The 24,086-nt window shown below is 73.9% G+C and carries 23 protein-coding genes; 5 read left to right on the plus strand and 18 right to left on the minus strand.

The window, feature by feature from the left end; all coding sequences use genetic code 11:
• Positions 1–25: 25 nt before the first annotated feature.
• Both IF06_RS0102980 and IF06_RS0102985 read right to left on the minus strand, forming a co-directional pair.
• Positions 26–1,408, minus strand: coding sequence for a glycoside hydrolase family 43 protein (locus IF06_RS0102980; protein WP_030268780.1), 1,383 nt, complete (start codon positions 1,406–1,408; stop codon positions 26–28).
• A 242-nt stretch (positions 1,409–1,650) separates the two neighbouring features.
• Entirely contained in the window at positions 1,651–1,863 is a 213-nt protein-coding gene (locus tag IF06_RS0102985) for a hypothetical protein (protein ID WP_030268782.1), read from the minus strand.
• A gap of 168 nt (positions 1,864–2,031) precedes the next feature.
• Here IF06_RS0102985 and IF06_RS0102990 point away from each other — a divergent pair, with 168 nt between their 5' ends.
• Together IF06_RS0102990 and IF06_RS0102995 are read left to right on the plus strand one after the other, a co-directional pair.
• Positions 2,032–3,258 (plus strand): sensor histidine kinase, encoded by a 1,227-nt coding sequence (locus IF06_RS0102990; RefSeq protein WP_030268783.1) that lies wholly within the window; start codon positions 2,032–2,034, stop codon positions 3,256–3,258.
• On the plus strand, positions 3,246–3,899 hold the full coding sequence (locus IF06_RS0102995; RefSeq protein ID WP_030268785.1) for a response regulator transcription factor: 654 nt from the start codon (positions 3,246–3,248) through the stop codon (positions 3,897–3,899). Before IF06_RS0102990 ends, IF06_RS0102995 begins: the two co-directional genes overlap by 13 nt.
• 60 nt (positions 3,900–3,959) lie before the next feature.
• Here IF06_RS0102995 and IF06_RS0103000 read toward each other — a convergent pair whose 3' ends face one another.
• Positions 3,960–5,126: a serine hydrolase domain-containing protein gene (locus IF06_RS0103000; protein WP_030268787.1), complete on the minus strand. Its 1,167-nt coding sequence runs from the start codon at positions 5,124–5,126 to the stop codon at positions 3,960–3,962.
• Positions 5,127–5,360: 234 nt separating this feature from the next.
• Between IF06_RS0103000 and IF06_RS0103005 the strand changes: the two genes are divergently transcribed.
• Positions 5,361–5,831, plus strand: a complete 471-nt coding sequence (locus IF06_RS0103005) for a hemerythrin domain-containing protein (protein WP_030268789.1) — start codon at positions 5,361–5,363, stop codon at positions 5,829–5,831.
• A gap of 52 nt (positions 5,832–5,883) precedes the next feature.
• Here IF06_RS0103005 and IF06_RS0103010 read toward each other — a convergent pair whose 3' ends face one another.
• A complete protein-coding gene (locus IF06_RS0103010; RefSeq protein ID WP_030268791.1) occupies positions 5,884–6,768 on the minus strand; it encodes a hypothetical protein in 885 nt (294 codons plus the stop codon).
• Positions 6,769–7,107: 339 nt separating this feature from the next.
• Here IF06_RS0103010 and IF06_RS0103015 point away from each other — a divergent pair, with 339 nt between their 5' ends.
• A complete protein-coding gene (locus IF06_RS0103015; RefSeq protein ID WP_030268793.1) occupies positions 7,108–8,727 on the plus strand; it encodes a cellulose-binding domain-containing protein in 1,620 nt (539 codons plus the stop codon).
• Positions 8,728–8,870: 143 nt separating this feature from the next.
• On the plus strand, positions 8,871–10,379 hold the full coding sequence (locus IF06_RS0103025; protein WP_030268795.1) for a PLP-dependent aminotransferase family protein: 1,509 nt from the start codon (positions 8,871–8,873) through the stop codon (positions 10,377–10,379).
• On the opposite strand, the gene IF06_RS0103030 is transcribed toward IF06_RS0103025, so the two are convergent.
• From IF06_RS0103030 to IF06_RS0103095, 14 genes are all read right to left on the minus strand, one after another.
• Positions 10,324–11,787 (minus strand): UbiD family decarboxylase, encoded by a 1,464-nt coding sequence (locus tag IF06_RS0103030; protein WP_013285741.1) that lies wholly within the window; start codon positions 11,785–11,787, stop codon positions 10,324–10,326. The two genes, IF06_RS0103025 and IF06_RS0103030, sit on opposite strands and share 56 nt — an antisense overlap.
• Positions 11,784–12,137: a chorismate mutase gene (locus tag IF06_RS0103035; RefSeq protein ID WP_030268797.1), complete on the minus strand. Its 354-nt coding sequence runs from the start codon at positions 12,135–12,137 to the stop codon at positions 11,784–11,786. The genes IF06_RS0103030 and IF06_RS0103035 overlap by 4 nt, the downstream gene beginning before the upstream one ends.
• The gene (locus tag IF06_RS0103040; protein WP_030268799.1) at positions 12,134–12,481 is read right to left on the minus strand and encodes a cupin domain-containing protein; all 348 of its coding nucleotides are present in this window, start codon (positions 12,479–12,481) and stop codon (positions 12,134–12,136) included. The genes IF06_RS0103035 and IF06_RS0103040 overlap by 4 nt, the downstream gene beginning before the upstream one ends.
• Entirely contained in the window at positions 12,471–13,175 is a 705-nt protein-coding gene (locus IF06_RS0103045) for a flavodoxin family protein (protein WP_036310210.1), read from the minus strand. Before IF06_RS0103045 ends, IF06_RS0103040 begins: the two co-directional genes overlap by 11 nt.
• A gap of 57 nt (positions 13,176–13,232) precedes the next feature.
• Positions 13,233–14,537: a TrpB-like pyridoxal phosphate-dependent enzyme gene (locus tag IF06_RS0103050; protein ID WP_013285745.1), complete on the minus strand. Its 1,305-nt coding sequence runs from the start codon at positions 14,535–14,537 to the stop codon at positions 13,233–13,235.
• A 29-nt stretch (positions 14,538–14,566) separates the two neighbouring features.
• Positions 14,567–15,790, minus strand: coding sequence for an MFS transporter (locus tag IF06_RS0103055; RefSeq protein ID WP_013285746.1), 1,224 nt, complete (start codon positions 15,788–15,790; stop codon positions 14,567–14,569).
• Positions 15,781–17,016 (minus strand): ATP-grasp domain-containing protein, encoded by a 1,236-nt coding sequence (locus tag IF06_RS0103060; RefSeq protein ID WP_030268802.1) that lies wholly within the window; start codon positions 17,014–17,016, stop codon positions 15,781–15,783. The genes IF06_RS0103055 and IF06_RS0103060 overlap by 10 nt, the downstream gene beginning before the upstream one ends.
• Complete coding sequence (locus IF06_RS0103065; protein WP_013285748.1) at positions 17,013–17,798, minus strand: B3/4 domain-containing protein; 786 nt, start codon at positions 17,796–17,798, stop codon at positions 17,013–17,015. The genes IF06_RS0103060 and IF06_RS0103065 overlap by 4 nt, the downstream gene beginning before the upstream one ends.
• Positions 17,799–17,919: 121 nt before the next feature.
• On the minus strand, positions 17,920–19,209 hold the full coding sequence (locus tag IF06_RS0103070; RefSeq protein WP_232236607.1) for an amidohydrolase family protein: 1,290 nt from the start codon (positions 19,207–19,209) through the stop codon (positions 17,920–17,922).
• 5 nt (positions 19,210–19,214) lie between these two features.
• Positions 19,215–19,889, minus strand: a complete 675-nt coding sequence (locus IF06_RS0103075; RefSeq protein ID WP_225319513.1) for a prephenate dehydratase — start codon at positions 19,887–19,889, stop codon at positions 19,215–19,217.
• A complete protein-coding gene (locus IF06_RS0103080) occupies positions 19,873–21,294 on the minus strand; it encodes a phenylacetate--CoA ligase family protein (protein WP_030268804.1) in 1,422 nt (473 codons plus the stop codon). The genes IF06_RS0103075 and IF06_RS0103080 overlap by 17 nt, the downstream gene beginning before the upstream one ends.
• Before the next feature lie 24 nt (positions 21,295–21,318).
• Complete coding sequence (locus IF06_RS0103085) at positions 21,319–22,029, minus strand: SDR family NAD(P)-dependent oxidoreductase (protein ID WP_013285752.1); 711 nt, start codon at positions 22,027–22,029, stop codon at positions 21,319–21,321.
• Between the two features lie 16 nt (positions 22,030–22,045).
• Positions 22,046–22,636, minus strand: a complete 591-nt coding sequence (locus tag IF06_RS0103090; RefSeq protein ID WP_013285753.1) for an anthranilate synthase component II — start codon at positions 22,634–22,636, stop codon at positions 22,046–22,048.
• On the minus strand, positions 22,633–24,042 hold the full coding sequence (locus tag IF06_RS0103095) for an anthranilate synthase component I family protein (RefSeq protein WP_232236608.1): 1,410 nt from the start codon (positions 24,040–24,042) through the stop codon (positions 22,633–22,635). Before IF06_RS0103095 ends, IF06_RS0103090 begins: the two co-directional genes overlap by 4 nt.
• Between the last annotated feature and the right edge of the window lie 44 nt (positions 24,043–24,086).

The raw sequence follows: 24,086 nt of genomic DNA on the forward strand, positions 1-24,086 counted from the left end.
GGGGGGACGGTGGTGGTGGGGGCGGTTACGCGGTGACCCGGAACGTGGCGTCCTGCCTGTCGATCGCGGGGGAGCCGGCGCCGAGCGGGTCGATGCGCAGCCGGTAGTCGTAGTGCCGCAGGTAGCGGGTGGGGAAGTTGTGCGAGCGGAACGACGACCAGGTGCTGTCCGCCAGGCCGGCGGCGCGGTGGAAGGTGGCGTCGGCGCGGAACGTGGCGGTGCTGTCGTTCGGGTCCAGCCGGACCGCGTAGTCGTAGTGCCGCAGGTAGTTGCCGGGGTAGTTGACCGACTCGAACGAGACGCCGGCGGAGTCGGCCAGGCCGGGGACCATGCGCCACATCTGGTCCTGGTAGGGGTCGAACGGGTACGCGTCGACGCGGGCGATCCGATCGGCGTGCCGGACGTAGCGGTCGGGCAGGTTCGACGACTTGAGCCGCACCCAGTTCGGCGTGCCCCAGCGGTTGACCATCCCGGCGTACTCGGCGTCGCTGATGCCGACCATCGAGCCGTGCTTGGAGTTCAGCGGAGGGGTGTAGTCGCGCTGGTTCAGCGGCGTCCACGAGTTGCCCGCGATGGTGGTCGTGGACCAGGCGTAGTAGTCGTTGTTGACCGGACTGAACGAGTCGCCCCACAGCCGCCAGCCGCCCTCGTTCGTGCGCAGCAGCAGCGGCGCCTCGATCGCGTTTCCCTGCCGCAGCCCGCTGGTGTACGTGGTGAAGCTGTTCGGCGCGCCGGTGGCGGACCGGGCGCCGTACAGGTACCCGTCGTCGAGGTTCTTGTAGTAGAGGTACGTGGTGCCGCCGTCGACCACCACGTCGCCGTCGAGCACGCCGAAGCCCGGGCTGAAGTAGACCTGCGGTGCGCTGACGGTGCGGAAGTCGCTCGTGTAGTTGACGAACAGCACGTCCCGGCCGTTGTTGGCGGAGTAGACGATAGCGTACTGGCCGCGGGCGGCGTCCCAGAACGCGGTCGGCGCCCACGTGTGGGTGTCCAGCGTGTGCATCCGGATGCGCCGGTAACCGGTGAACGCGGTCAGGTCGGTGGAGTCCCACACGTGCAGGTACTGGCTGGTCAGCCCCCAGTTGGTGCCCTTGAGGTCGGTGGCCAGCACCACGAACGTGCCGTCGGTCCTGCGCAGCACGAACGGGTCGCGCAGGCCGAGCTGCCCGGCGGTCGGGGTGACGACCGGGTTGTTCTGGTTCAGCGGGGTCCAGTTGAGGCCGTCCCGGCTGACGGCCAGGTGCAGGCCGTAGTCGGCGCCGAGACCGTTCGGCGTCTCGGTGAAGTAGGCCATGGCGTAGGCCGTGTTCGGCGCGGCGAGCGCGCCGCGGGGCAGGCTGAGCGCGCCGGAGGCGGCTGCGGCGGTGGACAGGGCACCGAGGGTGAACGCGCGTCGGGTCAGGGGCACGGGGGCCCTCCTCTGCGGTGGGGATGACGTCCGCGTTAGCGCTAACAATCCCCCCTAGCCTGGCGTTCACATAGTCGTCTGTCAATCGAGTGGTGACGTTAACGCGCTCAGCTGCGGACCTCCCGCGACGACACCAGTCGTACCAGCCGGGGAGTGGTCGCGGGGCGAACGTCGCAGGGCGGGCCGATCGTCGTCACGGCCCGCCCCGCCCGGCTTCCCGGCGCCGCCCGCACGGCGGCGGGTCAGCGGTTGCGGTAGTGGTTCACTGCCAGCGCCGCGCCTGATGCGAGCGCCAGCGCGCCGAAGGCCGAACCGGCCCACGGGTTGTCCAGGACGCTCGACAGCGTCACGTTCGCCGCCACGCTGACGACGAGCACCAGCCAGAGCAGCGGGCGCATCCGGGTGACGGGCGTCGTCGCGGCGGTGTTCTCGGCGGTACGGTCCAGGTCGCTCACGGCTGCCTCCTCGGGTGACGTCCTTGCACCTCGACGCTAGGCGCGCGGCCGGCCGGGAACGATCCCGCCAGCACGACGACCGGGGTACAGCAGGCTGTACTTTCCGCGCCCGGACCTGACGGACGGCGACAGCGGTGACCTATCGTGGCGGCCGGGGGTGGGCCGGGGATGGAGTACGTACGCAGGCGGTTCCGCGCCGCGGTGGACGCGCTGGAGCACCTCGTCGGCGGGCTCGGCACCGCCGTGCTGGCGCTCGGCGCGCTGTTCGGGGCCGTCGTCGTGGCGGCGGCCTGCGTCGGCGGGGTCGGACTGCTGCTCGTACCCGGGATGCTGCGGGCGGTGCGGTCGGTGGCCGACCGCGAGCGTGCCCGGCTGTCCCGGTGGGGGCCGCCGATCCCGTCGCCCGGCCCGGTGCCGGCCGGGGTGCGCCCGGCGCTGCGCGACCCGGTCGTCCGGCGGGAACTGCGCTGGGTGGCCACCCACGGAACGCTCGGCTTCGGCGCCGGGCTGATCGCGCTCGCGCTGCCGATCTACGCCGTGCAGGACATGACGTTCCCGCTGTGGTACCGGCTGGTGCCGCCGGACGCCGGTGCGCCGGGGATCGGCTGGTGGCGCGTCGACGGGCTCGGCGACGCGCTCACGGTCGGCGTGCTCGGCATCGGGTGGCTGGTGCTCGCGGTCGCGACCGGGCCGGCCCTGGCGCGGATCCAGGCCCGGCCGGGCCGCCGGCTGCTGCCCCCGCCGCCCGGGTTCGACCTGTCGCTGCGGGTCGCCGAACTGACCGCCACCCGGGCCGCCGCGCTCGACGCCCACGCGGTGGAGCTGCGCCGGATCGAACGCTCGCTGCACGACGGCACGCAGAACCGGCTGGTCGCGGTGAACGTGCTGCTCGGCGCCGCGCGGCGGGCGGTACGCCGTGACCCGGCCCGCGCCGACGAGATCCTGGAACGCGCGCAGAACGCGGCCGAGCAGGCGCTCGGTGAGCTGCGTACGGTGGTGCGCGGCATCCTGCCGCCGGTGCTCGGCGACCGGGGCCTGGCCGGGGCGCTCGACGGACTCGCCGCGGCGTGCGCGGTGCCGTGCCGCCTGTCGGTGGACGTCGACGTGCGCTGCGCGGCGTCGGTCGAGGCCACCGCGTACTTCGTGGTGGCCGAGGCGTTGACGAACGTGGTCCGGCACAGCGGCGCGAGCGCGGTGGACGTCGCCGTGCGCCGGGAGGGGAACCGGCTGCTCGTCACAGTCACCGACGACGGGCGCGGGGACGCCGACGAGACGCGCGGCTCCGGGCTGACCGGCATCCGCCGCCGGGTCGAGGCGTACGACGGGCGGATGACGTTGACGAGTCCACCGGGAGGACCGACGAGGATGCACGTGGAGCTGCCATGCGGATCGTGATCGCCGAGGACGACGCGCTGCTGCGCGAGGGGCTGGCGCTGCTGCTGCGCGCCGAGGACCTGGACGTGGTGGCCACCGCCGGCACGCCGGGGGAGTTCCTGGCCGCCGTGGACGAGCACCGGCCGGACGTGGCGATCGTCGACGTGCGGATGCCGCCCACGCACACCGACGAGGGGATCGTCGCCGCGGTCGAGGCCCGCCGCCGCCTGCCGGGCCTCGCGGTGCTGGTCCTGTCCGCGTACGTCGAGCAGGCGTTCGCCACCGAGCTGTTCTCGGTCGGCGCCTCCGGGCTCGGCTACCTGCTCAAGGAGCGGGTGGGCCGGGTCGAGGAGTTCCTCGCCGCGCTGCACCGCGTCGCGGCCGGCGGCAGCGTGATCGACCCCGAGGTGGTCGGGCAGCTGCTCGCCCGCAACCGGCGGCCGGACACCGCGCTGGCCGAGCTGTCGCCGCGTGAGCACGAGGTGCTGGCGCTGATGGCCGAAGGGCTGGGCAACGGCGCGATCGCGGAACGGCTGTTCGTCACCGACGGCGCGGTGCACAAGCACATCCGCAGCATCTTCGCGAAGCTGAGCCTGCCGCCTGACGACCGCGCCGACCGCCGGGTCACCGCCGTGCTGCGCTACCTCGACGGCCGGCGGTAGACGCACGCACGTCCGCGCGCCGCCTCGCGGGAGGCGGCGCACGTGCGGTGTCGAGGCGGATCAGCGGCGGGTGCCGCAAAGGGCCGCGTCGACGGTGCTGGTGACCGCCTCCAGCATCTCCATGCTCGTCGGCAGCCCGGTCACCGCGACCACCGCGCTGCGCCCGTCGGTGGTGGACAGGTTGCGGGTCTGGAAGCCCTGGATGTCACCGCCGTGCCCCCAGGCGTGACCGCCGCAGGGCAACTCGTGCCGGGCGATGCCCAGGCCGTACTCCCACACGCCGCCGGGCTCGAAGTCGGGCGCCGGCACGGTACGCGTCAGGGCCGCCTGCTGGGCCGGCTTGAGCAGCCGGCCCGCCAGCAGCGCCTCGAAGAACGTGCGCAGGTCCGACGGCGTCGAGACGAGCTGGCCGGCGGCCCAGCCCAGCGACGGGTCCATCCGGGTCACGTCGACCCACGGCGCGCCGGGCTCCACCGCCACGTATCCGCGCGGCAGCCGGCCGGGCAGGTCCTGCTCGCCGGTCTGCGGCCAGTACGTGTCGCGCAGCCGCAGCGGCTCGATGATCCGCCGGGTGATCTCCTCGCCGACCGGGCGCTGGGTGACCCGCTCGACGATCAGTCCGGCGAGGACGAAGTTGGTGTTGCTGTACTCCCACTTCTCGCCCGGCGGGAAGTGCCGCGACTGGGTGAGTGCCTCGTCCAGCAGCCGGCGCGGGTCGAAGTAGTCGCTGCGCCGGTCCACGAGGTCCTGCGCCTTGCCGAACACCACGTCGTCGTAGTCGGGCAGGCCGCTGGTCTGCTGGAGCAGCTGGCGTACGGTGATCCGCCGCCCGTCGTTGCCGTTGGCGCGCACCAAGCCGGGCAGGTAGCGCTCGACGCTGGCGTCCAGGTCGATCCGGCCCTCGCCGACGAGCTGGAGGACGACCACCGCGGTGAACGTCTTGGTGTTGCTGCCGACGCGCACCCGGGCGTCGCGGGGGATCCCGGCGCCGGTGCGCAGGTCACCGACCCCGGCGGTGTAGTCGCGCACCCGGCCGTCGCGGCGTACGGAGGCCAACGCCCCGGGGAAGCCGTGCTCGGCGACCAGGCCGTCCAGTCGCTGCTGGACCGCGTCGGCGGCCGGACGCCGGGGGTCGGTGGTGGTGGCGGACGCGGCGGGCACACCCAGCGCGGTGACGGTGAGCAGGGCCGCGGCGCCGACGGCCACCGGGAAGGTACGGCGGGTCATGGGAACTCCTCGACGGAGGTGAACGGGTACGACCTCAAGCCTCGGAGAACCGGGCCCCGCGCTCCATACCGCCAGCTGCCGAACCGGGGTAGCGCTGGCACTACTTGATGGCGCCGGTACCGCCGGTTAGGCTCCGCCCAGCGTCGCGTGCCGGTGGCAGACCGTGTCAGGCATGGAGGCGCCGGATCGAAGGGAGTACGACGATGACACTCGTCGTCCCTTCGCCCTCGCCTCATGGCTGAGGGCGAACAGACCAGGCTGGTGGCCTGGAGCCGCGAGATGCGCGCCGTTCACGAGCGGCTGCGCGAGGCGCTGGCGGTGACCCGGCGGGCGCTCGCCGACGGCGAGCCGGCCAGCCCGGCGACACGTGAGCTGCTGTTGTTCTGCCACGGGTTCTGCGCGGCGCTGACCGCGCATCACGAGGGCGAGGACCACAGCCTCTTCCCGGCGATCGCAGCGCGGCATCCGGAGCTGCGCGGCACGCTGGACCGGCTGCGGCAGGACCACTCGATGATCGGGTACCTGCTGACCGGGCTGAGCGCGGCGGTGGCCCGCGACGCCCCGCCCGGGGAACTGGCCCGGCACCTGGAGGGCGTGGCGGCGATCATGGAGTCGCACTTCCGGTACGAGGAACGGCAACTGCTCACCGTGCTGGAGACGCTCTCGCTGGACGTCGACCCGGGCGACGTGTTCGGGCCGTTGTGACCGCTGTCGCGGCCCGGCGGGATGCGCACCGCCGGGCCGCGACCGGTCCCTGTCAGTTCAGGCCGCAGGTGGCGAACCCGTCCAGGTTCGGCCGCTGCGCGCCGACCCGGTTGAACGCGATCTCGATGCGGTCGAGCGCCGCGACGCGCTTGCTGCGCAGCGGGCCGAGGATGGCGTTGTCGATGAACGCCGGTCCGCCCTCGGGGCGTACCGCGAGCCGGGCCAGGCGGGCGTCGGCCTCGGCGATCTGCTTGTCCAGCGTGGCCAGTTCGGCCTGCACCTGGCCCGCGGCCGCCGCCGGGACGGCGGGGAGCACGACGCGGGGGCAGTTGACGGTCCGCGCCGCGCCGCCGGCGTTACCGTTCTGGCCGCCCGCGTTGCCGTTCTGACCCCCGGCGTTGCCGTTGCCGGTCTGACCGTTGCCGTTCTGCCCGCCGGCGTTGCCGTTGCCGTTCTGGCCGGCACCGTTCTGGCCGGCGCCGCCGTTGACGGCGCTCGGCACGCCCGGGGCGTTGAGCGAGCAGGCCGCCAGCGCGTCCAGGTTAGGTCGCTGCGCGCCGATCCGGTTGAAGGCGATCTCGATGCGGTCGAGCACGGCGACGCGCTTGCTGCGCAGCGGGCCGAGGATGGCGTTGTCGATGAACGCCGGTCCGCCCTCGGGGCGTACCGCCTGCCGGGCCAGCCGCTCGTTCTGCCGGGCGATCTCCTGGTCCAGGTTGGCCAGTTCCCGTTCCACCTGGGCCGACGCCGCAGCGGGGACGGCGGGCAGCTTGTCGCGTACGGTCGGGCAGTTCACGGTCTGCGCGGCGGCTGTGGTGGCCGGGCGGTTGTTCTCGCCCGCCGACGCCAGTTGCAGTCCGCCGGCGAACAACAGCGCCGCGAGGGCGCCCACCCCGCCGAGCTTCAGGACCGCGGTCTTGCGCGTACCCCTGGCCATGCACCTCTCCTCTGGTTGACCGGGAGGGCCGGTGCGGCGGCTGCCGCCCCGTCTCCACGGTGCGAAGTGACGACTGGAGGAATCGTGCTCGTGCCCGCTCCGGCATCGCGGTTCCGGCCGATGTTCCGGTCGGCAGTGGATACGGACGGCGCGTCGAGATCGTTCAGTGCGTACCGAGGTTTGACCACATCGACGTCCGTCGTTAGGCTGCGCTGAAAGCGCTTACTGCGCGGGAGACGTGAGCGTTCGTGGGACGTCCGGGTATCAAGGCCCGCCCCCGACACCGACAGGGCATCGGTGCCGGCGCGGGCACGGCACCACCACCCGCAGGAGACCAGCATGATCAACCGACACCGCCGTACGGTGTTGTGGACGTCCGCCGCGGCGACGGCCGCGCTCGCCGCGTCCGGCCTGGCCGTCGGCGCGACCGCCGCGCAGGCGGCCGCCGGCTGCCGCGTCGACTACGCCGTCACCGCGCAGTGGGGCGGCGGCTTCACCGCCAACGTCAACCTGACGAACCTCGGCGACCCGCTCAACGGATGGGCCGTCACCTGGACGTTCGCCGCCGGTCAGACCGTCGCCCAGGCCTGGGGCGCCGAGATCACCGCCAGCGGCGCCTCGGTGCGGGCCGCCAACGTCAGCTACAACGGCAGCCTGGGCACCAACGCGAGCACGTCGTTCGGCTTCAACGGCACCTGGAACAACAGCAGCAACCCGGTCCCGGCCTCGTTCGCCGTCAACGGTGTCACCTGCACCGGCGGCGTCACCCCCACCACCGGCACGCCGCCGACCAGCGCCCCGCCGCCGAGTACGCCGCCGCCCAGCAGCCCGCCCCCGAGCACGCCACCCCCCAGCACGCCGCCGCCGACCGGCGGCGCGATCTACGCCGCGCCGAACGGCACCGCCGGGGCGGCCGGCACCCAGGCCAGCCCCACCACGATCGCCGCGGCGATCACCCGCGTCGGCGCGGGCGGCACGGTCTATCTGCGCGGCGGCACCTACAACCTGTCCCAGACGGTCACCGTCGCCGCCGGCAACAACGGCACGTCGAGCGCCCGCAAGAACCTGTACGCCTACCCGGGCGAGACGCCGATCCTGAACTTCTCCGCGATGAGCGAGGACCCGGCCAACCGGGGGCTCGCGCTGAACGCCTCGTACTGGCACGTGCGCGGGATCGTGGTGGAGCGGGCCGGTGACAACGGCATCTTCGTCGGCGGCAGCAACAACATCATCGAGCGGACGGTGACCCGCTTCAACCGCGACACCGGACTGCAACTGTCCCGGATCGCCTCCAGCACGCCCCGCGACCAGTGGCCCGCCAACAACCTCATGGTCAGCGTGGAGTCGCACGACAACGCCGACTCCGACGGCGAGGATGCCGACGGCTTCGCGGCCAAGCTCACCGTCGGCGGCGGCAACGTCTTCCGGTACGCGGTGTCGCACCACAACATCGACGACGGGTGGGACCTGTACACCAAGTCCGACACCGGCGCGATCGGCACGGTGACCATCGAGGACTCGCTCGCGTACAGCAACGGCACGCTGAGCAACGGCACGCAGAACGGCAACGGCGACCGCAACGGCTTCAAGCTCGGCGGCGAGGACATCGCGGTGAACCACACCGTCCGGCGCACCATCGCGTACCGCAACGGCAAGCACGGGTTCACGTACAACCGCAACCCGGGCACCATGACGATCTCGAACAACCTGAGCATCGACAACACCGAACGCAACTTCTCGTTCGACGCCGGCACCTCGGTGTTCCGGAGCAACACGTCCTGCCGCTTCGCCGGCAGCGGCTCCAACGACAAGACGGTCGGCAACGTGGACGGCTCGAACCAGTTCTGGTCCGGCAGCAACGGCTCCCGCTGCTCCACGTACTCCGGCGCGCTCGCCTGGTCCTTCACCGGCGACGGCCGCCTCACGGTGACCCTCGGCGGCCGCCCCGTCTCCCTCTGACCCCACCCCCACATCCGGTTGATCATGAGGTTGGCGGCCGGATCGGAGATCGAGAACGCCGTCAACTTCATGATCGACCGGATGTGGGGGTGGGGTGGGACTAGGATCGGGGGAAGGGGCGGCTAGGTGGGGGAGCGTCGCGGGTGGGGTCGTCGCAGCTGCTCGTGGTGCTCGACCGGGACAGCCCGGTGCCGTTGCAGCAGCAGCTCTGCGACCAGATCAGCGGATCCGTCCGCGCCGGCCGGCTGCGCCCCGGCGACCCGGTGCCGCCCAGCCGGGAACTGGCCCACCAACTGGGCGTCTCCCGCACCGTGGTCACCCGCGCGTACGAGCTGCTGCGCGCCAACGGCGTCCTCACCTCCCGGCGCGGCTCCGGCACCCGGGTCAGCGACGCCCTGCCCGACCTGCCGCACCGCGACCCGCCGGCCCGCGCCCCGCTGCGCCCCGAACCGCCGCTGCCCACCGACGCCGGCAGCCCGCTGTGGCGGCCGTGGGAGCCGGCACCCATGCACCGGCCGGACGGTGCGTACGACTTCCGGCACGGCACCCCGGCGCTGGCGAGCTTTCCGGTGGCGCGCTGGCGGCAGTCGCTCGCCACGGCGGTGAGCCGGGCCGACGCGGTGGCGCTGGGCTACGGCCCGGCGGAGGGCTCACCGGCGCTGCGCGCGCAGATCGCCGCGCTGCTGCGGCGCAGCCGGGCGCTCGACGTCGCCCGCGAGCACACCATTGTCACCAGCGGTGCCACCCAGGCCATGGACATCCTGGTCCGGCTGCTCGTCGGCCCCGACGACGTGGTGGTGATCGAGGACCCCAGCCACACGGTGCTGCGGCAGATCTTCGGCTACTCCCGGGCCGCCGTGGTGCCGGTGCCGGTCGACGAGGAAGGGCTGCGGGTCGGCGAGATCGAGGACCGGGTACGCGGCCACGGCCTGGACCCGGCTCGGGTCCGCCTGGTCTACGTCACGCCGTCGCACCAGTTCCCGACCGGGTTCGTCATGTCCGAGCGGCGACGGCGGGCGCTGCTGCGCTGGGCACGCGAGCACGCCGTCACGGTGCTGGAGGACGACTATCACAACGAGTTCACGTTCGCCGCCGAACGGCTGCCGTCGCTCGCCGCCGACCCGCAGGGCGCCGACGTGGCCTACGTCGGCAGCTTCAGCAAGACGCTGTTCCCGTCGCTGCGCATCGGCTACGCGGTGCTGCCCCCGCACCTGGTCCGGCCGTTCCTCGGCATCAAGTGGATCACCGACCGGCTGACCCCGACGCTGACCCAGGAGGCGCTCGCCGAGTTCATCGACTCCGGCGCGTACGCCCGGCACATCGCCCGGATGGACCGCTTCTACCGGCAGCGCCGGGCCCGGCTGTTGGAGGCGCTCTACGAGCACTTCGGCGCCGGGGTGCGCGTCTCCGGCGCCGCCGCCGGGCTGCACGTCCTCGTCACGCTCGGCGGCACGCCCGGCGCCGGCGAGGCGGCGATCGTGCGCGCCGCCGCCGCGCGCGGCGTGCGGGTCTATCCCGCCTCCGGCTACTTCGTCACCCATCCGCCGTCGGAGCCGACGTTCCTGATCGGGTACGCGGCGCTGCCGACCGCCCGGATCAGCGAGGGAGTGGCGCTGCTGGCCGGCGCGGCACGGGAAGTGACGGCTCGGTGAACCGGGGCCGGCGGAACCGGTCCCGCTGGGCGTACGGCACCGTGCAGTCGAACACCGCCTTCGCGGTGCGCCCGTCGGCGGACAGCGACCGGGAGTAGCCGGTGTGCTGGCTCGGGTCCAGCGGGAAGCCCTCCCGGTCGGCCAGCACCCGCAGATCCTGGTCCGCCTGGAACCGCGTCACCATGGCCCACCACAGGTCCTGGTCGGACTCCATGTCGACGTCCTCGTCCACGCAGAGCACCAGCTTGGCCATCCGGAAGCCGTCCAGCACCGCCTCCGCCGCGTCCCGTACCGCGTCGTCGTCGGCCGGGCCGCGCTTGGCCGGCCACTGGAGCACCACCATGAGCTGGCCGCCGCCGGCTGTGTGGCAGTGCGCGGCCAGCGCCGGCGTGCCCCGGCGGCGCAGCAGGTCCAGCACCGCGGCCTCCATCCCGAAGCCGAGCAGCACCGACTGCTCGTGCCCGGGCCCGGACACGGCCTGGAGGATCGGGCTCTCCCGAGCGGTGATCGCGGTGACCCGGATCAGCGGCAGCGACGGGTGCGCGCGGCCCTGGTAGCCGAGGAACTCCGGGGTGGCGACCGCGCCGTGCCGGCTCTCCGGCGCGTGCTCGGCCAGCAGTTCGCCCTCGATGACGTACTCGGCGTGCGCGACGAACTCGGCGTCCACAGTGGTGCAGGGCAGCAGCTCGACCGGCCGGCCGGCGAGCGCCCCGGCCACCGCCAGCTCGTCCAGGTCCGGCGGCACCAGCGAGGTGGGGCAGCAGGACGACAGCAGGACTGCCGGGCCGAGTCCGAGGTGGATCGCCACCGGCAGCGCCGCGCCCCGGCGCAACGCGGCCTGGTGGGCCAGTTCCAGGTCGCGGCCGGGGACCATCCAGATGGTCAGCGTGTCCGGACCCTGGACACACATCCGGTGCACGGACAGGTTGCGTACCCCGGTGTCCGGATCGGTGGCGAGCACCGCCCCGAGCGTCAGGTACGGGCCGGCGTCCTCGTCGGTGAGCACCGGCACCGGCAGCGCGGTGAGATCCAGTGGCAGCCGATGGCGGGGCCAGCGCGCCGGGTCGGTGGCGGGCACCGGCGGCCGGGGCGCGGCCACCGCGTCGAGCAGCCGGTGCGGCAGCTCGGCCGGGGTGACACCGAGCAGCCCGGCGGCGCGGCGCCGGGTGCCGTAGAGGCCCATCAGCACGGCCCGGGTGGGGCCGTGCGCGGGGCGTACCCGGTCGAACAGCACCGCGGGGCCGGGGCCGGTGGGCGGCGCGGCGGGCGCGCCGGCCCACCGGGCGTAGTGCGCGGAGACGCCGTAGCGGGCGGGCAGCTCCTCGGCGACCCGGACCAGCTCGCCGGGCAGCGGGTCGAGCGTGGCGAGCGCGTGCCGCAGGTCGACGGGCGCCCGGCCGCCGGTCATCGCCGCTCCGGCGCCGCCGGGGCGGCCGGAGCCGTCCCGGCGGCACGGCGGTCCGCCAGCATGTCCAGCTGCATCCGGGTCAGCTCCTCGATCAGCGTGCGGTACGTGGCCACCGCGACCTCCGGCGGCATGCCGTGCCGGCCGGCCAGCTCGGCGACCCGGTCGAGCACCTGCCGGACCCGGTCCGGCGACCGCACGGCCGCCTCGTCGGACTTGTGCGCGGTCAGCTCCCGGACCACCCGGGTACGGACCGCCAGCAGCTCGACGATCCGCTGGTCGAGCCGGTCCACGGCGGCCCGCAGCTCGGTGATGCGGGCCGCGCCGTCCGTCCCGGCGGGGACGTCGCTCACGGCTGGTCGACCCGGTCGACCACGAACACGACAGTGGGCTCGTCCGTGCTGCCCTGGGAGCGGTGCTCCTCGTCGTCCGGGATGACGAAGCCCATGCCGGGGCGGCAGGGCACCGAGCGGTCCCGGAAGTGGATGGTGAACTCGCCCCGCAGCACGTAGCCGGTGTGCCCGCGCAGGCACCAGTGGTGCTCGTCGAACCCGGCGGGCAGCTCCAGCAGGCGCAGCCGCTGCCCCCCGACGTACGCGATCTTGACCCGGCCCTCGGCGCCGGGCTTGTCCCACTTCTCCCACTCGGTGGCGGGGAAGTCGATGCCGACCGGAACGGTCGCCTGCTCAGTGGACATTCTCGCTGTCTCCTCTGGTCGGTACGGATTCGGCGCGGCGAGGCCGCGGCACGCGTTCGTTGCGGTCCCGCGAGGGCAGGACCGGGCCGCCGGTGACCCTCTGGTGGCGTTTGAGCAGCTGCACCATGTCGACCATGCGGTGCACCATGCGCTCCAGCGCGTCGACACCCTCGGGGTCGGTCAGGCCGGGCGTGCCGGTGGTGTTGCGCAGCAGGACCGGGAAGCCGCTGCCCACCAGGATCATGCGGTTGAGCAGCAGGTTGTTGACGATCTGGTTGTGCACCGACGAGTCGCTGTAGCGGCGTCCGGTGACGATGATGCCGCCGACCTTGTCGGCCAGCGGGCGGGTGAAGCGCAGATAGCCGACCCCGGCCCGCTCGATGAAGATCTGCATCAGGTGGGCCAGGCCGAACCCGTGCACCGGCGCGGCGTAGATCAGCCCGTCGGCGCGGACCATCTGCTCCACCAGGGCGGGGACGTCGTCGTCCACGGTGCACGGCAGCGTACGGCTGTTGCAGTCGCCGCACGGGCTGCACGGCGAGATCCGGTGCTCGCGCAGCCGGATGGTGCGCAGGACGGCCCCGCGCTCGGCGATCAGGCGTCCGGCGTGCGCGACCGCGAGGTCGGTGTTGCCGCCCGCCCGTTCGGAACCGTTGATGGCCAGGATGGTGGCTGCTTCGCTGGGCAATCGCACCCCCGAGGGCTCGTCGGCCGGGACGCGGCGCCGCACCGCGCCGCGTCCCGGCCGGTGTCAGTCCGTCAGCTTTCCGGCGAAATAGTCGATGTACGCCTGCATGTCGAAGTGGCCGTGCCCGGACAGGGAGAACAGGATCGCCTTCTCCTCGCCGGTCTCCCGGCAGCGCAGCGCCTCGTCCACGGCGACCCGCACCGCGTGGCTGGACTCCGGCGCCGGCACGATCCCCTCGCTGCGGGCGAACCGCACGCCCGCCTCGAAGCAGGCGGTCTGCGGCACCGCCCGCGCCTCGATCAGGTCCACCTCGCTCAGCGCGCTCACGATCGGCGCCATGCCGTGGTAGCGCAGCCCGCCGGCGTGGATCGCGGGCGGCCGGAAGTCGTGGCCGAGCGTGTGCATCTTTGCCAGCGGGGTGAGCCCGGCGGTGTCGCCGAAGTCGTAGTCGTAGCTGCCCCGGGTCAGCGACGGGCAGGACGCCGGCTCGGCGGCCAGGAACCGGACGGCCGGACCGCCGTCGAGCTGGCGGCGCAGGAACGGCAGGGCCAGGCCCGCGAAGTTGGAGCCGCCGCCGGCCGCGCCGACCACCACGTCGGGGTAGTCGCCGGCCAGCCCCATCTGCGCCAGCGCCTCCTGCCCGATGATCGTCTGGTGCATCAGCACCAGGTTGAGCACCGAGCCGAGCGCGTACCGGGCGGCGCCGCCGCTGTGCAGCGCGGCCTCCACCGCCTCGGAGATGGCCAGGCCGAGGCTGCCGGGGGAGTCCGGGTCGGTGGCGAGCACCGCCCGTCCGGCCTCGGTACGGTCGCTGGGGCTGGCGGTGACCGAGGCGCCGAACGTCTCCATCAGGCCGCGCCGGTACGGCTTCTGGTCGTAGCTGACCCGCACCATGAAGACCTCGCACTCGAGGTCGAAGTAGGCGCACGCCATCGACAGCGAGCTGCCCCACTGGCCGGCGCCGGTCTCGGTGGTCAGCCGCCGCACCCCGTCGAGCTTGCTGTAGTACGCCTGCGGGACGGCGGTGTTCGGCTTGTGGCTGCCGGCCGGGCTGACCCCCTCGTACTTGAAGTAGATCCGCGCCGGGGTGTCCAGGTCGCGTTCCAGCCGGCGGGCCCGGATCAGCGGGCTGGGCCGCCACTGCCGGTAGATGTCGAGCACCGGGCCGGGGATGTCCACGTCCCGTTCGGTGGAGAACTCCTGCGCGATCAGCTCGGAGGCGAACAGCGGCGCCAGGTCGGCCGGGGTGATCGGTTCCCGGGTGCCGGGGTGCAGCATCGGCGGCAGCCCCTTGGGCAGGTCGGGAACCACGTTGTACCAGGTCGTCGGGATGTCACTCTCGGGCAGGACGAACTTCGTGGCGGTCATGGGCCTCTTCCGGTGAGGGGTCGGGCGGGTCAGGGACGGGCGGGGGCCGGCGCGGCGGGCTCCGGCACCGGCCGGGCCTCGGGTCGGATCCGCAGCGCTGCGAACGCGACGACGCCGGCCAGCGGGGTCAGCAGCAGCAGGAGCAGCACGGGCTGGTGCCCGTGCGCCTGCCAGACGAAGCCCAGCCCCATCGGCACCACCAGCCGGGCGGAGCTGAGCACGAAACCGTTGAGCGCCATGAAGGCGCTGACCCGGCGCGGCTCGACGTGGTCGGCGATGTAGGTGGGCACCACCACCGAGGCGATGATCTCGCCGAGCGTCCAGACGACTGTGGACAGCAGCACCGCGGGCAGTGAGAACGCGAACACCAGCACCGCCATCCCGGCCGACCAGAGCAGGCCGGCGACGACGAGCAGTGTGCGGGTCGGGTACGCCTTGATCCGTTTCTCGATCAGCATGCCGGCGCCCACCACGACGATGCTGTTGATGGTGTAGACCGCGCCGACCACCGCCACCGACGAGTTCAGCACCCCGGTGACCGCCAGCGGCAGCGTGTACTCCAGCCCGATCAGCGGCGCCACGTAGCAGAACGAGAGCACCACCAGCACCGCGACGTCCAGGTCGCGCCGCAGCGCCGCCCGGCGCAGCCCGGTCTTCGCCGGTGTCCCGGCCGCGTCGCGGCCGGTGTCGGCGGGCACGCTGAGCCGGATGGTGAGCGCCGCGAGCAGCCCGAGCAGGATGTTCCCGGCGAACATCAGGCCGTACGAGTACGCCGCGGCCAGGCCGCCCAGCAGCGGCCCGACGCCCATGCCGAGGTTGTTGGCGATGTAGCTGACGGTGTACGCGAACGGCCGCTGCTCCGGCTCGGCGAGGTCGGCGATCAGCGTGTTGGCGGCGGGCGCGAACATGCCCATGCCGACGAGCGCGACGAACAGCAGCGCCGCGTACGTCCACGGCGGGCCGTCCAGCACCGCCAGCCCGAGGTAGCCGGCCGCGTTGAGCAGCAGGCTGGACACCAGCGCGGCCCGCCGGCCGGCGCGTGCGCAGACCGGGCCGCTGAGCAGGCTCCCGGCGAGCAGGCCGGTGCTGCCGACCGAGATCAGCACACCCGCCTCGCCGGTGCTCAGCCCTCGGCTGCGCACCAGGTATACCGCGAGCAGCGGGAAGACGAACATGCCCGCGCGGTTGATGAAGGAGGCGAGCACCAGCATCCGCAGCGGACGGGGCAGCGCCCGGAACCGGCTCAGCCACATGACGCCTCCCCGGCCGGTTCGGTACGCACCTGGAAGGCGTCCCGGATGGTCTTGAACCGGGCCCGCACGTCGTCGAAGTCCCGGCCCTCGCAGACGTACCAGCCGAGCACGTCGTTCGAGGCGGTCGGCGGCGCGAGCACGTCGTCGACGCCCTTCCACACGTCGGCGTCGAGGACCGAGTCCAGCGCCCGCAGCTCGTCGGCGGTGGTGATCGCGGTGATGCGGCCGTACCGGTCGGAGCAGAGGTACTCGGTGCCGGTCTCCGCGCCCAGCGCGGCGGCGGGCCGGTGCCCGGGGTCCAGTTCCAGCCGGCACCACTCGCCCGCGAGGTTGATGCCGCGCCCGGCCTCGATGGCCGGGACGATCGATCCGCCGCCGGCCCGGGCCGCCGCCTCGCCGAAGACCACCTCGCCGTCGTCGCGCAGGAAGAACTCCACGTGCGCGACCCCGGTACGCATGCCGAAGCCGCGCAGGAGCTCCGCGCTGGCGGTCAGGATGCGCTGCTCGGCGGGGGTCAGGTCGTGCTTGCGGGAGATCGTGCCGCCCGGCTCGTCGCGGAACTCCAGCACCGAGTACGTGTAGCGGGAGAGCTGCTCGAAGACCACCTCGCCGTCGCGCAGCAGCGAGTCGACGTGGTACTCCGCGCCGCGGACGTACTCCTCGACCCGGTAGTCGTGGCGCGCGTCGGCCACGAGCGGCCACACCCGGGCCAGGTCGTCGGCCGAGTCCACCCGGTGGGTGTCGCCGCAGGCCCAGCCGGCGTACGGCTTGACCACGACCGGCCAGCCCACCTCGGCGGCGAACTCGGCGACCGCGCCGATGGTGTCCGGGCGGCAGGAGCGGGCCACCGGCACGCCCAGCTCGACGGCCCGGCGGTGCATCACGTTCTTGTCCCGGAAGGTGAGCGCCTGCTCGGGGTCCAGGCCGGGGATGCCGTGGTCGCGCCGGCACCGCGCGGCGGTCAGCACGTCGCCCTCGAACAGCGGGAAGATCCGCTCGATCGGACGGTCGGCGACGATCGCCGCGACCGCCGCCCGGACCGCCTCCGGGTCGTCCAGGTCGGCCCGGTGGCAGGGCAGCCCGGCGGTCTCCGGCGCCGGCCCGCCGGTGGGCAGCAGCACCACGCTGTCCACGCCGAGGCCGGTGGCGGCGGCGACGACGCTGCGGAACTGGGCGGCGTAGCGGCCGGCCGCGGGCCGGTAGACGATCAGGATCGCGCGGTTCACGAGCGGACCCCCGGGGTGCCGGCGGGGCTGAGCGGGGCCTCGACAGGGAACGCGGCGTCCCGGGCCTCCCGGTCCAGCACCGCCCGGTGGCGGGGCGCGGCGGTCAGCTCGCCGAGCACGGCGTCGAGGCGGTCCAGCGCCGCCTCCACCTCCGCCCGGCCGCCCGGATGGGCCGCCTCGACTGTGAGCAGCAGCCGCCGCCGGCCCAGGTCGGTGCGGACCAGGTGGCCCTGGCGCCAGTTCCAGCGCCGGGAGTGGGCCCGCCCGTGGTCGTCGGCGTAGACGACCTCGCCCGGTTCGGGCCGCTCCGGCGCATCAGGTGCGCCCAGCGGCAGGTACGCCTCCGTGCCGTCGGCCGGCCGGACGGCGAGCGCGCCGATGCCGTCCACCGCGCAGGAGGCCACCGGCAGCGCCGAGCCCAGCGAGACGGCGTTGCAGAGGTCCACGAGCGCGTTGATCCGGGGCAGCCGGTCGCCCCGGGCCACCCGGCGGGCGATCGACTCGGCGGCGCACGGGAACCGGTTCGGGTTCACCGCCACCGCCCGGTACGCCGCCCGCCACCCGGCGATGCCCGGCAGCTCGGACACCCCGGCCTTGTCCAGGCCGGCCCGGTGCAGCGCGTCCTCGGCGGCGGTCAGCCGCTCCGCCACGGCCGGGTGGGCCGGCCCGACCTCGATCGCCGGCACGGCGAGCAGGCCGAGGACGTAGTCCGGCACGCTCGCCGTCACCCGGTCGTCGATGCGGACGGACAGCCGGTCGGCGCCGTCGCTGAGCTGGGTCATCGTCATCCCCGTCGGTTCGGTTCACACGGTCGCCCCGACCGTACGAAGCGGCGCCGCCACCGGTTGTGGCCAATCCCCGCCGATCCGGTGAGGCCAATCCGGGCCCGCGCGGCCGGCCGCATCAGGCGACCCCGGCCGGCCGGCGGTCCCGGTAGGCGGCGGCGTCCCCGGCGACCACCCGCCCGCCCAGCAGCACCATCTCGATCGCCCCGGGCCGCCCCAGCACCGTGATGTCCCGCGCCGGGTCGCCGTCGGTGACCACCAGGTCGGCCAGCCGGCCCGGCTGCACCGTCCCGGCCTCGCCGCCGCGCCCGGCCAGTCGCGCGCCGTTGGCGGTGGCCCAGGTCAGCACCGTCGGTGCGGGGATGCCGGCCATGCTCACGTACGTCTCGAGCTCCTCGGCGTACCGGCCGTGCGGGGTCCAGGCGAACCCGAAGTCGTCACCGGCCACGATCGGGATGCCCATCTCCACCATCAGCGGCAGGATCCGCAGCGTGTTCTCCACCTCGGCCTGGAACTCCAGCGTCTCCAGGTACTCCGGGGTCTTGCCGTGCGCGGTGCCGGTGGTGAGTAGCCGGTGCGGCTGGTGCAGGCTCGGCACCACGAAGATGCCGCGTTCGGCGATCGCCTCCAGCGCCGCGTCGTCGGCGTACGTGGCGTGGTCGATCACGTCCACCCCGGCGGCGATGGCGTTGCGGATGCCGCCCAGCCCGCGTGAGTGCGCCCGGATCCGTACCCCCCGCTCGTGTGCGGCGCGGGCCGCGATCACCAGTTCCTCGGCGGTGAACAGCAGCTCGTGCGAGCGGCCGTTGGGGAACGTGTCGTCGCCGGTGGAGAACACCTTGATGATCTCCGCGCCCTGGGCGACCTCGGTGTCGACGTACTCGACCAGTTCCTCCGGTGTGTCGGCCAGCCGCATCAGGTCGGTGGGGATGCGCTGCTTGACCGCCGGGTTGCGCCGCTGCGGCGGCCCGGAGACCATCAGGTCCCGGCTGCACGGCGTGATCCGCGGGCCGGGCAGCCGCCCGGCGTCGATCGCCCGGCGCAGCGCCATGTCGATGCCGGCCACCGAGCCGGCGCCGACGAACGCGGTGTAGCCCAGCCGGAGCATGGCCGCCGCGTTCGCCGCCGCGCCCAGCGTCACCTCCGGGATCGAGTGCTTGAACAGCGTCTCCCGGCCGTCGAGCACGTTCAGGTAGGCGATGTGGGTGTGGCCGAGCGTCATGCCCGGCATCACGGTCCGCCCGTCCAGGTCCAGCACGTCGACGTCCGGGTCGTGCAGCGGGGCCTGCGCCTCGGGCAGCACCGCGACGATCCGCTCCCCGTCGAGCAGCACGCTGTGGTGCGGCCGGGACGCCACCCCCAGCCCTTCCTGGACGGTGGCGCGGTGCAGCAAGGTTCGTCGGGACACGGCTGTCACTCCGGTTCTCCTCGAAGGTGCGGTCGGCGGTGGCCGAAGAGCAGCCAGACGATCTCCGCGCCGGGGCGGCGGACCACCCAGCGCAGCGCGTGCCGGCGTACCCCCGGGGCGTTCGTCACCGCGAGGTCGGCGGCCCCGGCGGCGAGCAGCTCGGCGGCGTGCTGGGTGGACTCGGCGTCCAGCCACCGCATCGGACGGTCGCGCAGCGCGGGCGGGGCCAGGTCGGCGAAGATCCGCCGGACCTCCCAGAGCGCGGCCACAGTGACCTCGCCGTCGCCCGGGTGCGCGTCCCGTTCCCGCGCCGCGATGCCGTACTCCGGGGTGGCCTGCGCGAAGTAGGCGTCCAGGCGCAGGTCGCGGTGCCAGTGGAAGCGGGTGGCGCCCTGGTACGCGCTGGGCACCAGCGCCTGGTCGACGCGGCGTTCCACGAGCGCGCCGAGCACCTCGTCGAACGTGTCGCACAGCTCGATGCGCAGCGCGTGCCGCTCGGCCAGGAACGCGGCGGTCAGGTGGCTGGACGTGCCGGCCGGCCCGAGCGTGGCCACCGCCGTGCCGGGGTGATCCGCCCACCGGTCCACCACCGTCCGCCACCGCCGCCCGTACGCCCCGGCGAGCAGGCCGGGCAGCGCGGGCACCGGCGCGGCGGCTGCGGTGTCAGGTGTCGTAGCCACGCCTGCCCGCCATCCGCCGGGCCACCCGGGTCTCGTGGTCGTCGGCGACCCGCCGGTCCACGATCCGCGCGGCCTTCCAGCTCACGAACGCGCCGGTGCTGACGATCGGGTCCAGCCCGTCGCTCAGCTCGACCTCCACCGGCACGCCGAGCGCGGCGGCGGCACGCCGGCGCACCCCGTCGGCCACCGCGGCCGGGTCGTCCACCAGGTCCTTGAGCAGCTCCAGCCGGACGGTGAGCCGGTCGCCGCCGGCCGGGTCGTGGTCGATCACCACCTGGTAGCCGGCCGAGCCGGTGACGCCGGTGAGCACCGCGCTCTCGATCTGCCCGGCGGTACGGCGTTGCCCGCCCAGGTCGATGCGGTCGAGCGTGCGCCCGACGATCTGCACCAGGTCGCCGGGCATCTCGCAGTCGCAGTCCGACGCGCCGACCACCACCGCGTCGCCGGTGCGGTAGCGGATCAGCGGCTTCACGCCGTCGACGAGCATGGTCACCGTGAGCTCGCCGGTGCCGCGCGGGCCGTGCGACGAGCCCGTCTCCGGGTCGACCACCTCGATCAGGTAGTTGGTCTGGGACAGGTGCATCCGCTTGTTGCGGCAGGCGGTGGCGATCACGAACGCCTCCTGCGAGCCGTACAGGATGTTGTAGACGTCAGCGCCCCAGACCGACTCCAGGTTGTGCGCCAGCGCCGGCGTGCACATCTCGCCGGTGACGAACAGCAGCTCGACCGCGAAGTCCTCGCGCAGCCGGTAGCCGTGGTGCTCGGCGGCCTTGGCCAGCATCAGCGCCACGCCCGGCGTGCAGCAGATCACCTCAAGTTCCAGGTCCCGCATCAGCTGGAGGGCCTTGGCGAACCCGATCACCGGCGAGTACGGCCAGATCTTCGCGTTCATCGCGCCGGTGTTGCGGGCCACGTCGCCGAGCGTGTCGCCGAACGAGTGCACCTCGGTCGGGCCCATCAGCCCCACGCGGGGCGCGTGGTCGCCGAAGTGGTGGCGGAAGATCGACGCCCAGGACTCGGTGACGTGGGCGTTGCTGGCCACCACCTCGCGGCCGTCGCGGGGGCAGGGCGTGGCGGGCCCGGTGGTGCCGGTGGTCTCGTAGAAGAAGACGGCCTCGGCCAGCGGGCGGCTGAGCACGTCGAGCATCTCCTCGCGCAGGTGCGCCTTCGTGGTGAAGGGCAGCCGGTCGAGCGTGGCCGGGGTGATCGTGGACAGGTCGATCCCGGCGAGGTGCCGGGCGTAGAACGGCGAGCCGGTGCCGACCTGGTCGAGCACCCGGCGCAGCTGCCGGTCCCGCCAGTCACCGAGCTGCTCGGCGGTGAGCGTGCGGTCGTAGAACGCGCGGTGCAGACGCAGGTAGTCGGCGGCGAAACCGGCCGCCGGGCCGGTGGTGGGAAGCCACATGGATCGGGGTCCTCTCGGTGTGCGTCAGTGCAGGCCGCCGTCGACGTCCAGCACGGAGGCGGTGACGTAGCTGCTGTCCGGGCCGGCCAGCCAGGCGACGGCGGCGGCGATCTCGTCCGGGGCGCCGAAGCGGCCGGCCGGGATACGGGCCCGGTAGTCGTCCCGGCGGGCCGCCGGGATCCGGGCGGCCATCGGCGTCTCGACCAGCCCGGGGGCGACCGCGTTGACCCGGATGCGGTGCGCGGCGAGCGCCCGGCCGAGGCTGCGGGTGAGCGCGACGACAGCGCCCTTCGAGGCGCCGTACGCGGCGTCCGGGCTGCCGATCCGGCCACTGATCGAGGCGACGTTGACCACGGTGCCCGGACGTCCGGCGGCCACCAGCGCCCGGGCGTACGCGAGCGTGCCGAAGAACGTCGCGCCGAGGTTCGTGTCCAGCACCTCGGCGTACGTGCGCGGGTCGTAGTCGAGGAAGTCCCGGGCCGGGTAGACGCCCGCGTTGTTCACCAGCACGGCGGGCAGGCCGTGTCGCTCGTGCACGTCGTCCAGCAGCCGCTGCGCCTGATCCGGCACGGCCAGGTCGGCGACGAGCGCCGCGTACGCGGACGGGTCGGCGGCCGGCTCGCGGTCGACGCTGAGCACCCGGTGACCGGCGCGGGTGAGCGCCGCGGTGACTGCCCGGCCGATGCCGCCGGCCCCGCCGGTGACCACGGCGAGCGGGGGTACGGACCCGGACATGATCCGTCTCCGCCGCTCAGCCGGCGACCGGCAGCGCCGCCGGTACGCCGCGCAGGAAGTTGTCGAACAACCGCAGCCCGTCCTGGGTGGTCACGCTCTCCGGATGGAACTGCACCCCCTCGACGGCGAGCGTGCGGTGGCGCAGGCCCATCACGTAGCCGTCGTCGCCGGAGCGGGCGGTCACCTCCAGCGGGGGCGGTACCGGGTCGGCGACGATGAGCGAGTGGTAGCGGGTGACCGTCAGCGGCGCCGGCGCCCCGGCGTACACCCCGCGGCCGTCGTGCGTGACCTCGCTGGTCTTGCCGTGCATCAGGTGCCGGGCCACAGCGATCGTGCCGCCGTACGCCAGGCCGATCGCCTGGTGGCCGAGGCAGACGCCGAGCAGCGGCACCCGCCCGGCGAACGCGTGGACCAGCTCGACGTGGCCGGAGTCGCCGGGGTGGCCGGGCCCGGGGCCGAGCACCACCGCGTCGGGGCGCAGCGCGGCGAGGTGCCGGGGGCTGCGCGCGCGGGACCGGACCACCACCGTCCGCGCGCCGAGCGTGCGCAGGTACTGGTCGATGATGTGGGTGAAGCTGTCGTACGCGTCGACGAGCAGGACCTTCACGGCAGTAGCTCCTCGCCGGTCAGGGCCCAGTAGGCGGCGCTCATCTTGGCCAGCGTCTCCCGCCACTCGGCGGCCGGTGTGGAGTCGGCGACCACCCCGGCGGACGCCTGGGTGTGGTAGCGGTGCCCGTCGTGCACGATGGTGCGGATGCAGAGCGCGAGCACCGCGAACCCGCGGACGTCGACCAGGCCGATGGCGCCCGCGTAGATGCCCCGGGGCTCCGCCTCCAGCCCGTCGATGATCTCCATCGACCGCAGCTTCGGCGCGCCGGTCATGGTGCCGGCCGGGAACGCGGCGCGGACCGCCGCCCACACGTCCGCGCCGTCGTCGAGGCGGCCGGACACGGTGGAGACCAGGTGGTGCACGTACGCGAACGGCTCGACGTCGAGCATCGCGTCCACCGACAGCGTGCCCGGCTCGCAGACCCGGCCGATGTCGTTGCGGCACAGGTCGACGAGCATGACGTGCTCGGCGCGCTCCTTCTCGCTGGCCCGCAGCTCGGCCACCCGGCGGCGGTCGGTCAGCGGGTCGGCCGAGCGGGCGGCGGTGCCGGCGATCGGGCGCATCGACAGCCGGTCGCCGTCCAGGCGCAGGAACAGCTCCGGGCTGGCGCCGATCACCGTGCGCCCGGCCCAGGGCGCCAGGTACATGTACGGCGACGGGCTGCGGTGCCGCAGGCGCCGGTAGACGTCCAGCGGGGTGAGGGTGGTCTCCACCTCGATGCGGTGGCCGATCTGCACCTGGTAGCTGTCGCCGACCCGGATGTGCCGCAGGCACCGCCGCACCCGCTCGGCGAACGTCTCCTCGTCGACTGTGTCGCGCACCCGTTCCGGCGTGGGCGCGGGTGGCGGCGGCTGGTCGGCGGGCACGCCGGTGAGCAGCCGCGTCACCGGCGGCGCCGGCTGCGGCGGCAGGTGCGGGCCGGTGGCGTGCAGCTGGTGCGCCGTCCCGGCGCGAAGGTCCCACCAGACGGTGTGCCGGAACAGTGTCAGCGCGCACCGGGGGAGGTCGTCGTCGGCCCGGTCCAGGGTCAGCTCGTCCATGTCGCGGGCGGCCTCGTAGGCCAGGGTGGTGAGGAAACCGAAGGCGAACCGGCCGGCCGGCACGGGCGTCTCGACGGTGAAGGCCCGCTGCACGGCGCGGACCACCGACCAGAGCTGCGCCGGGCCGGGCACGTGCCAGGCGGACGTGGTGTCGCGCTGCCGGGCCGGCGCGCCGAGGACGGCGGTGACCACCGCGCGCAGCGCGTCGCCCAGCGGCCCGGCGGCGGTCAGCTCGCACCTGTCGGCCAGGAACCGCAGCTCGGCGAGGCGGCCCCAGCCCACCGCCGCGGCCTGCCGGTCGGCGGCCGGCCCGTCCAGGCTTTCGAAGAGGTACGCGTCGTGCGCGGCATGGCTTTGTGTCAATGCGGTGTACAACGCGAGCGGATTGATGGACGGCAGTGTGATTG

The sequence above is a fragment of the Micromonospora globosa genome, assembly GCF_000717585.1.
Lineage (GTDB): Bacteria > Actinomycetota > Actinomycetes > Mycobacteriales > Micromonosporaceae > Micromonospora > Micromonospora aurantiaca.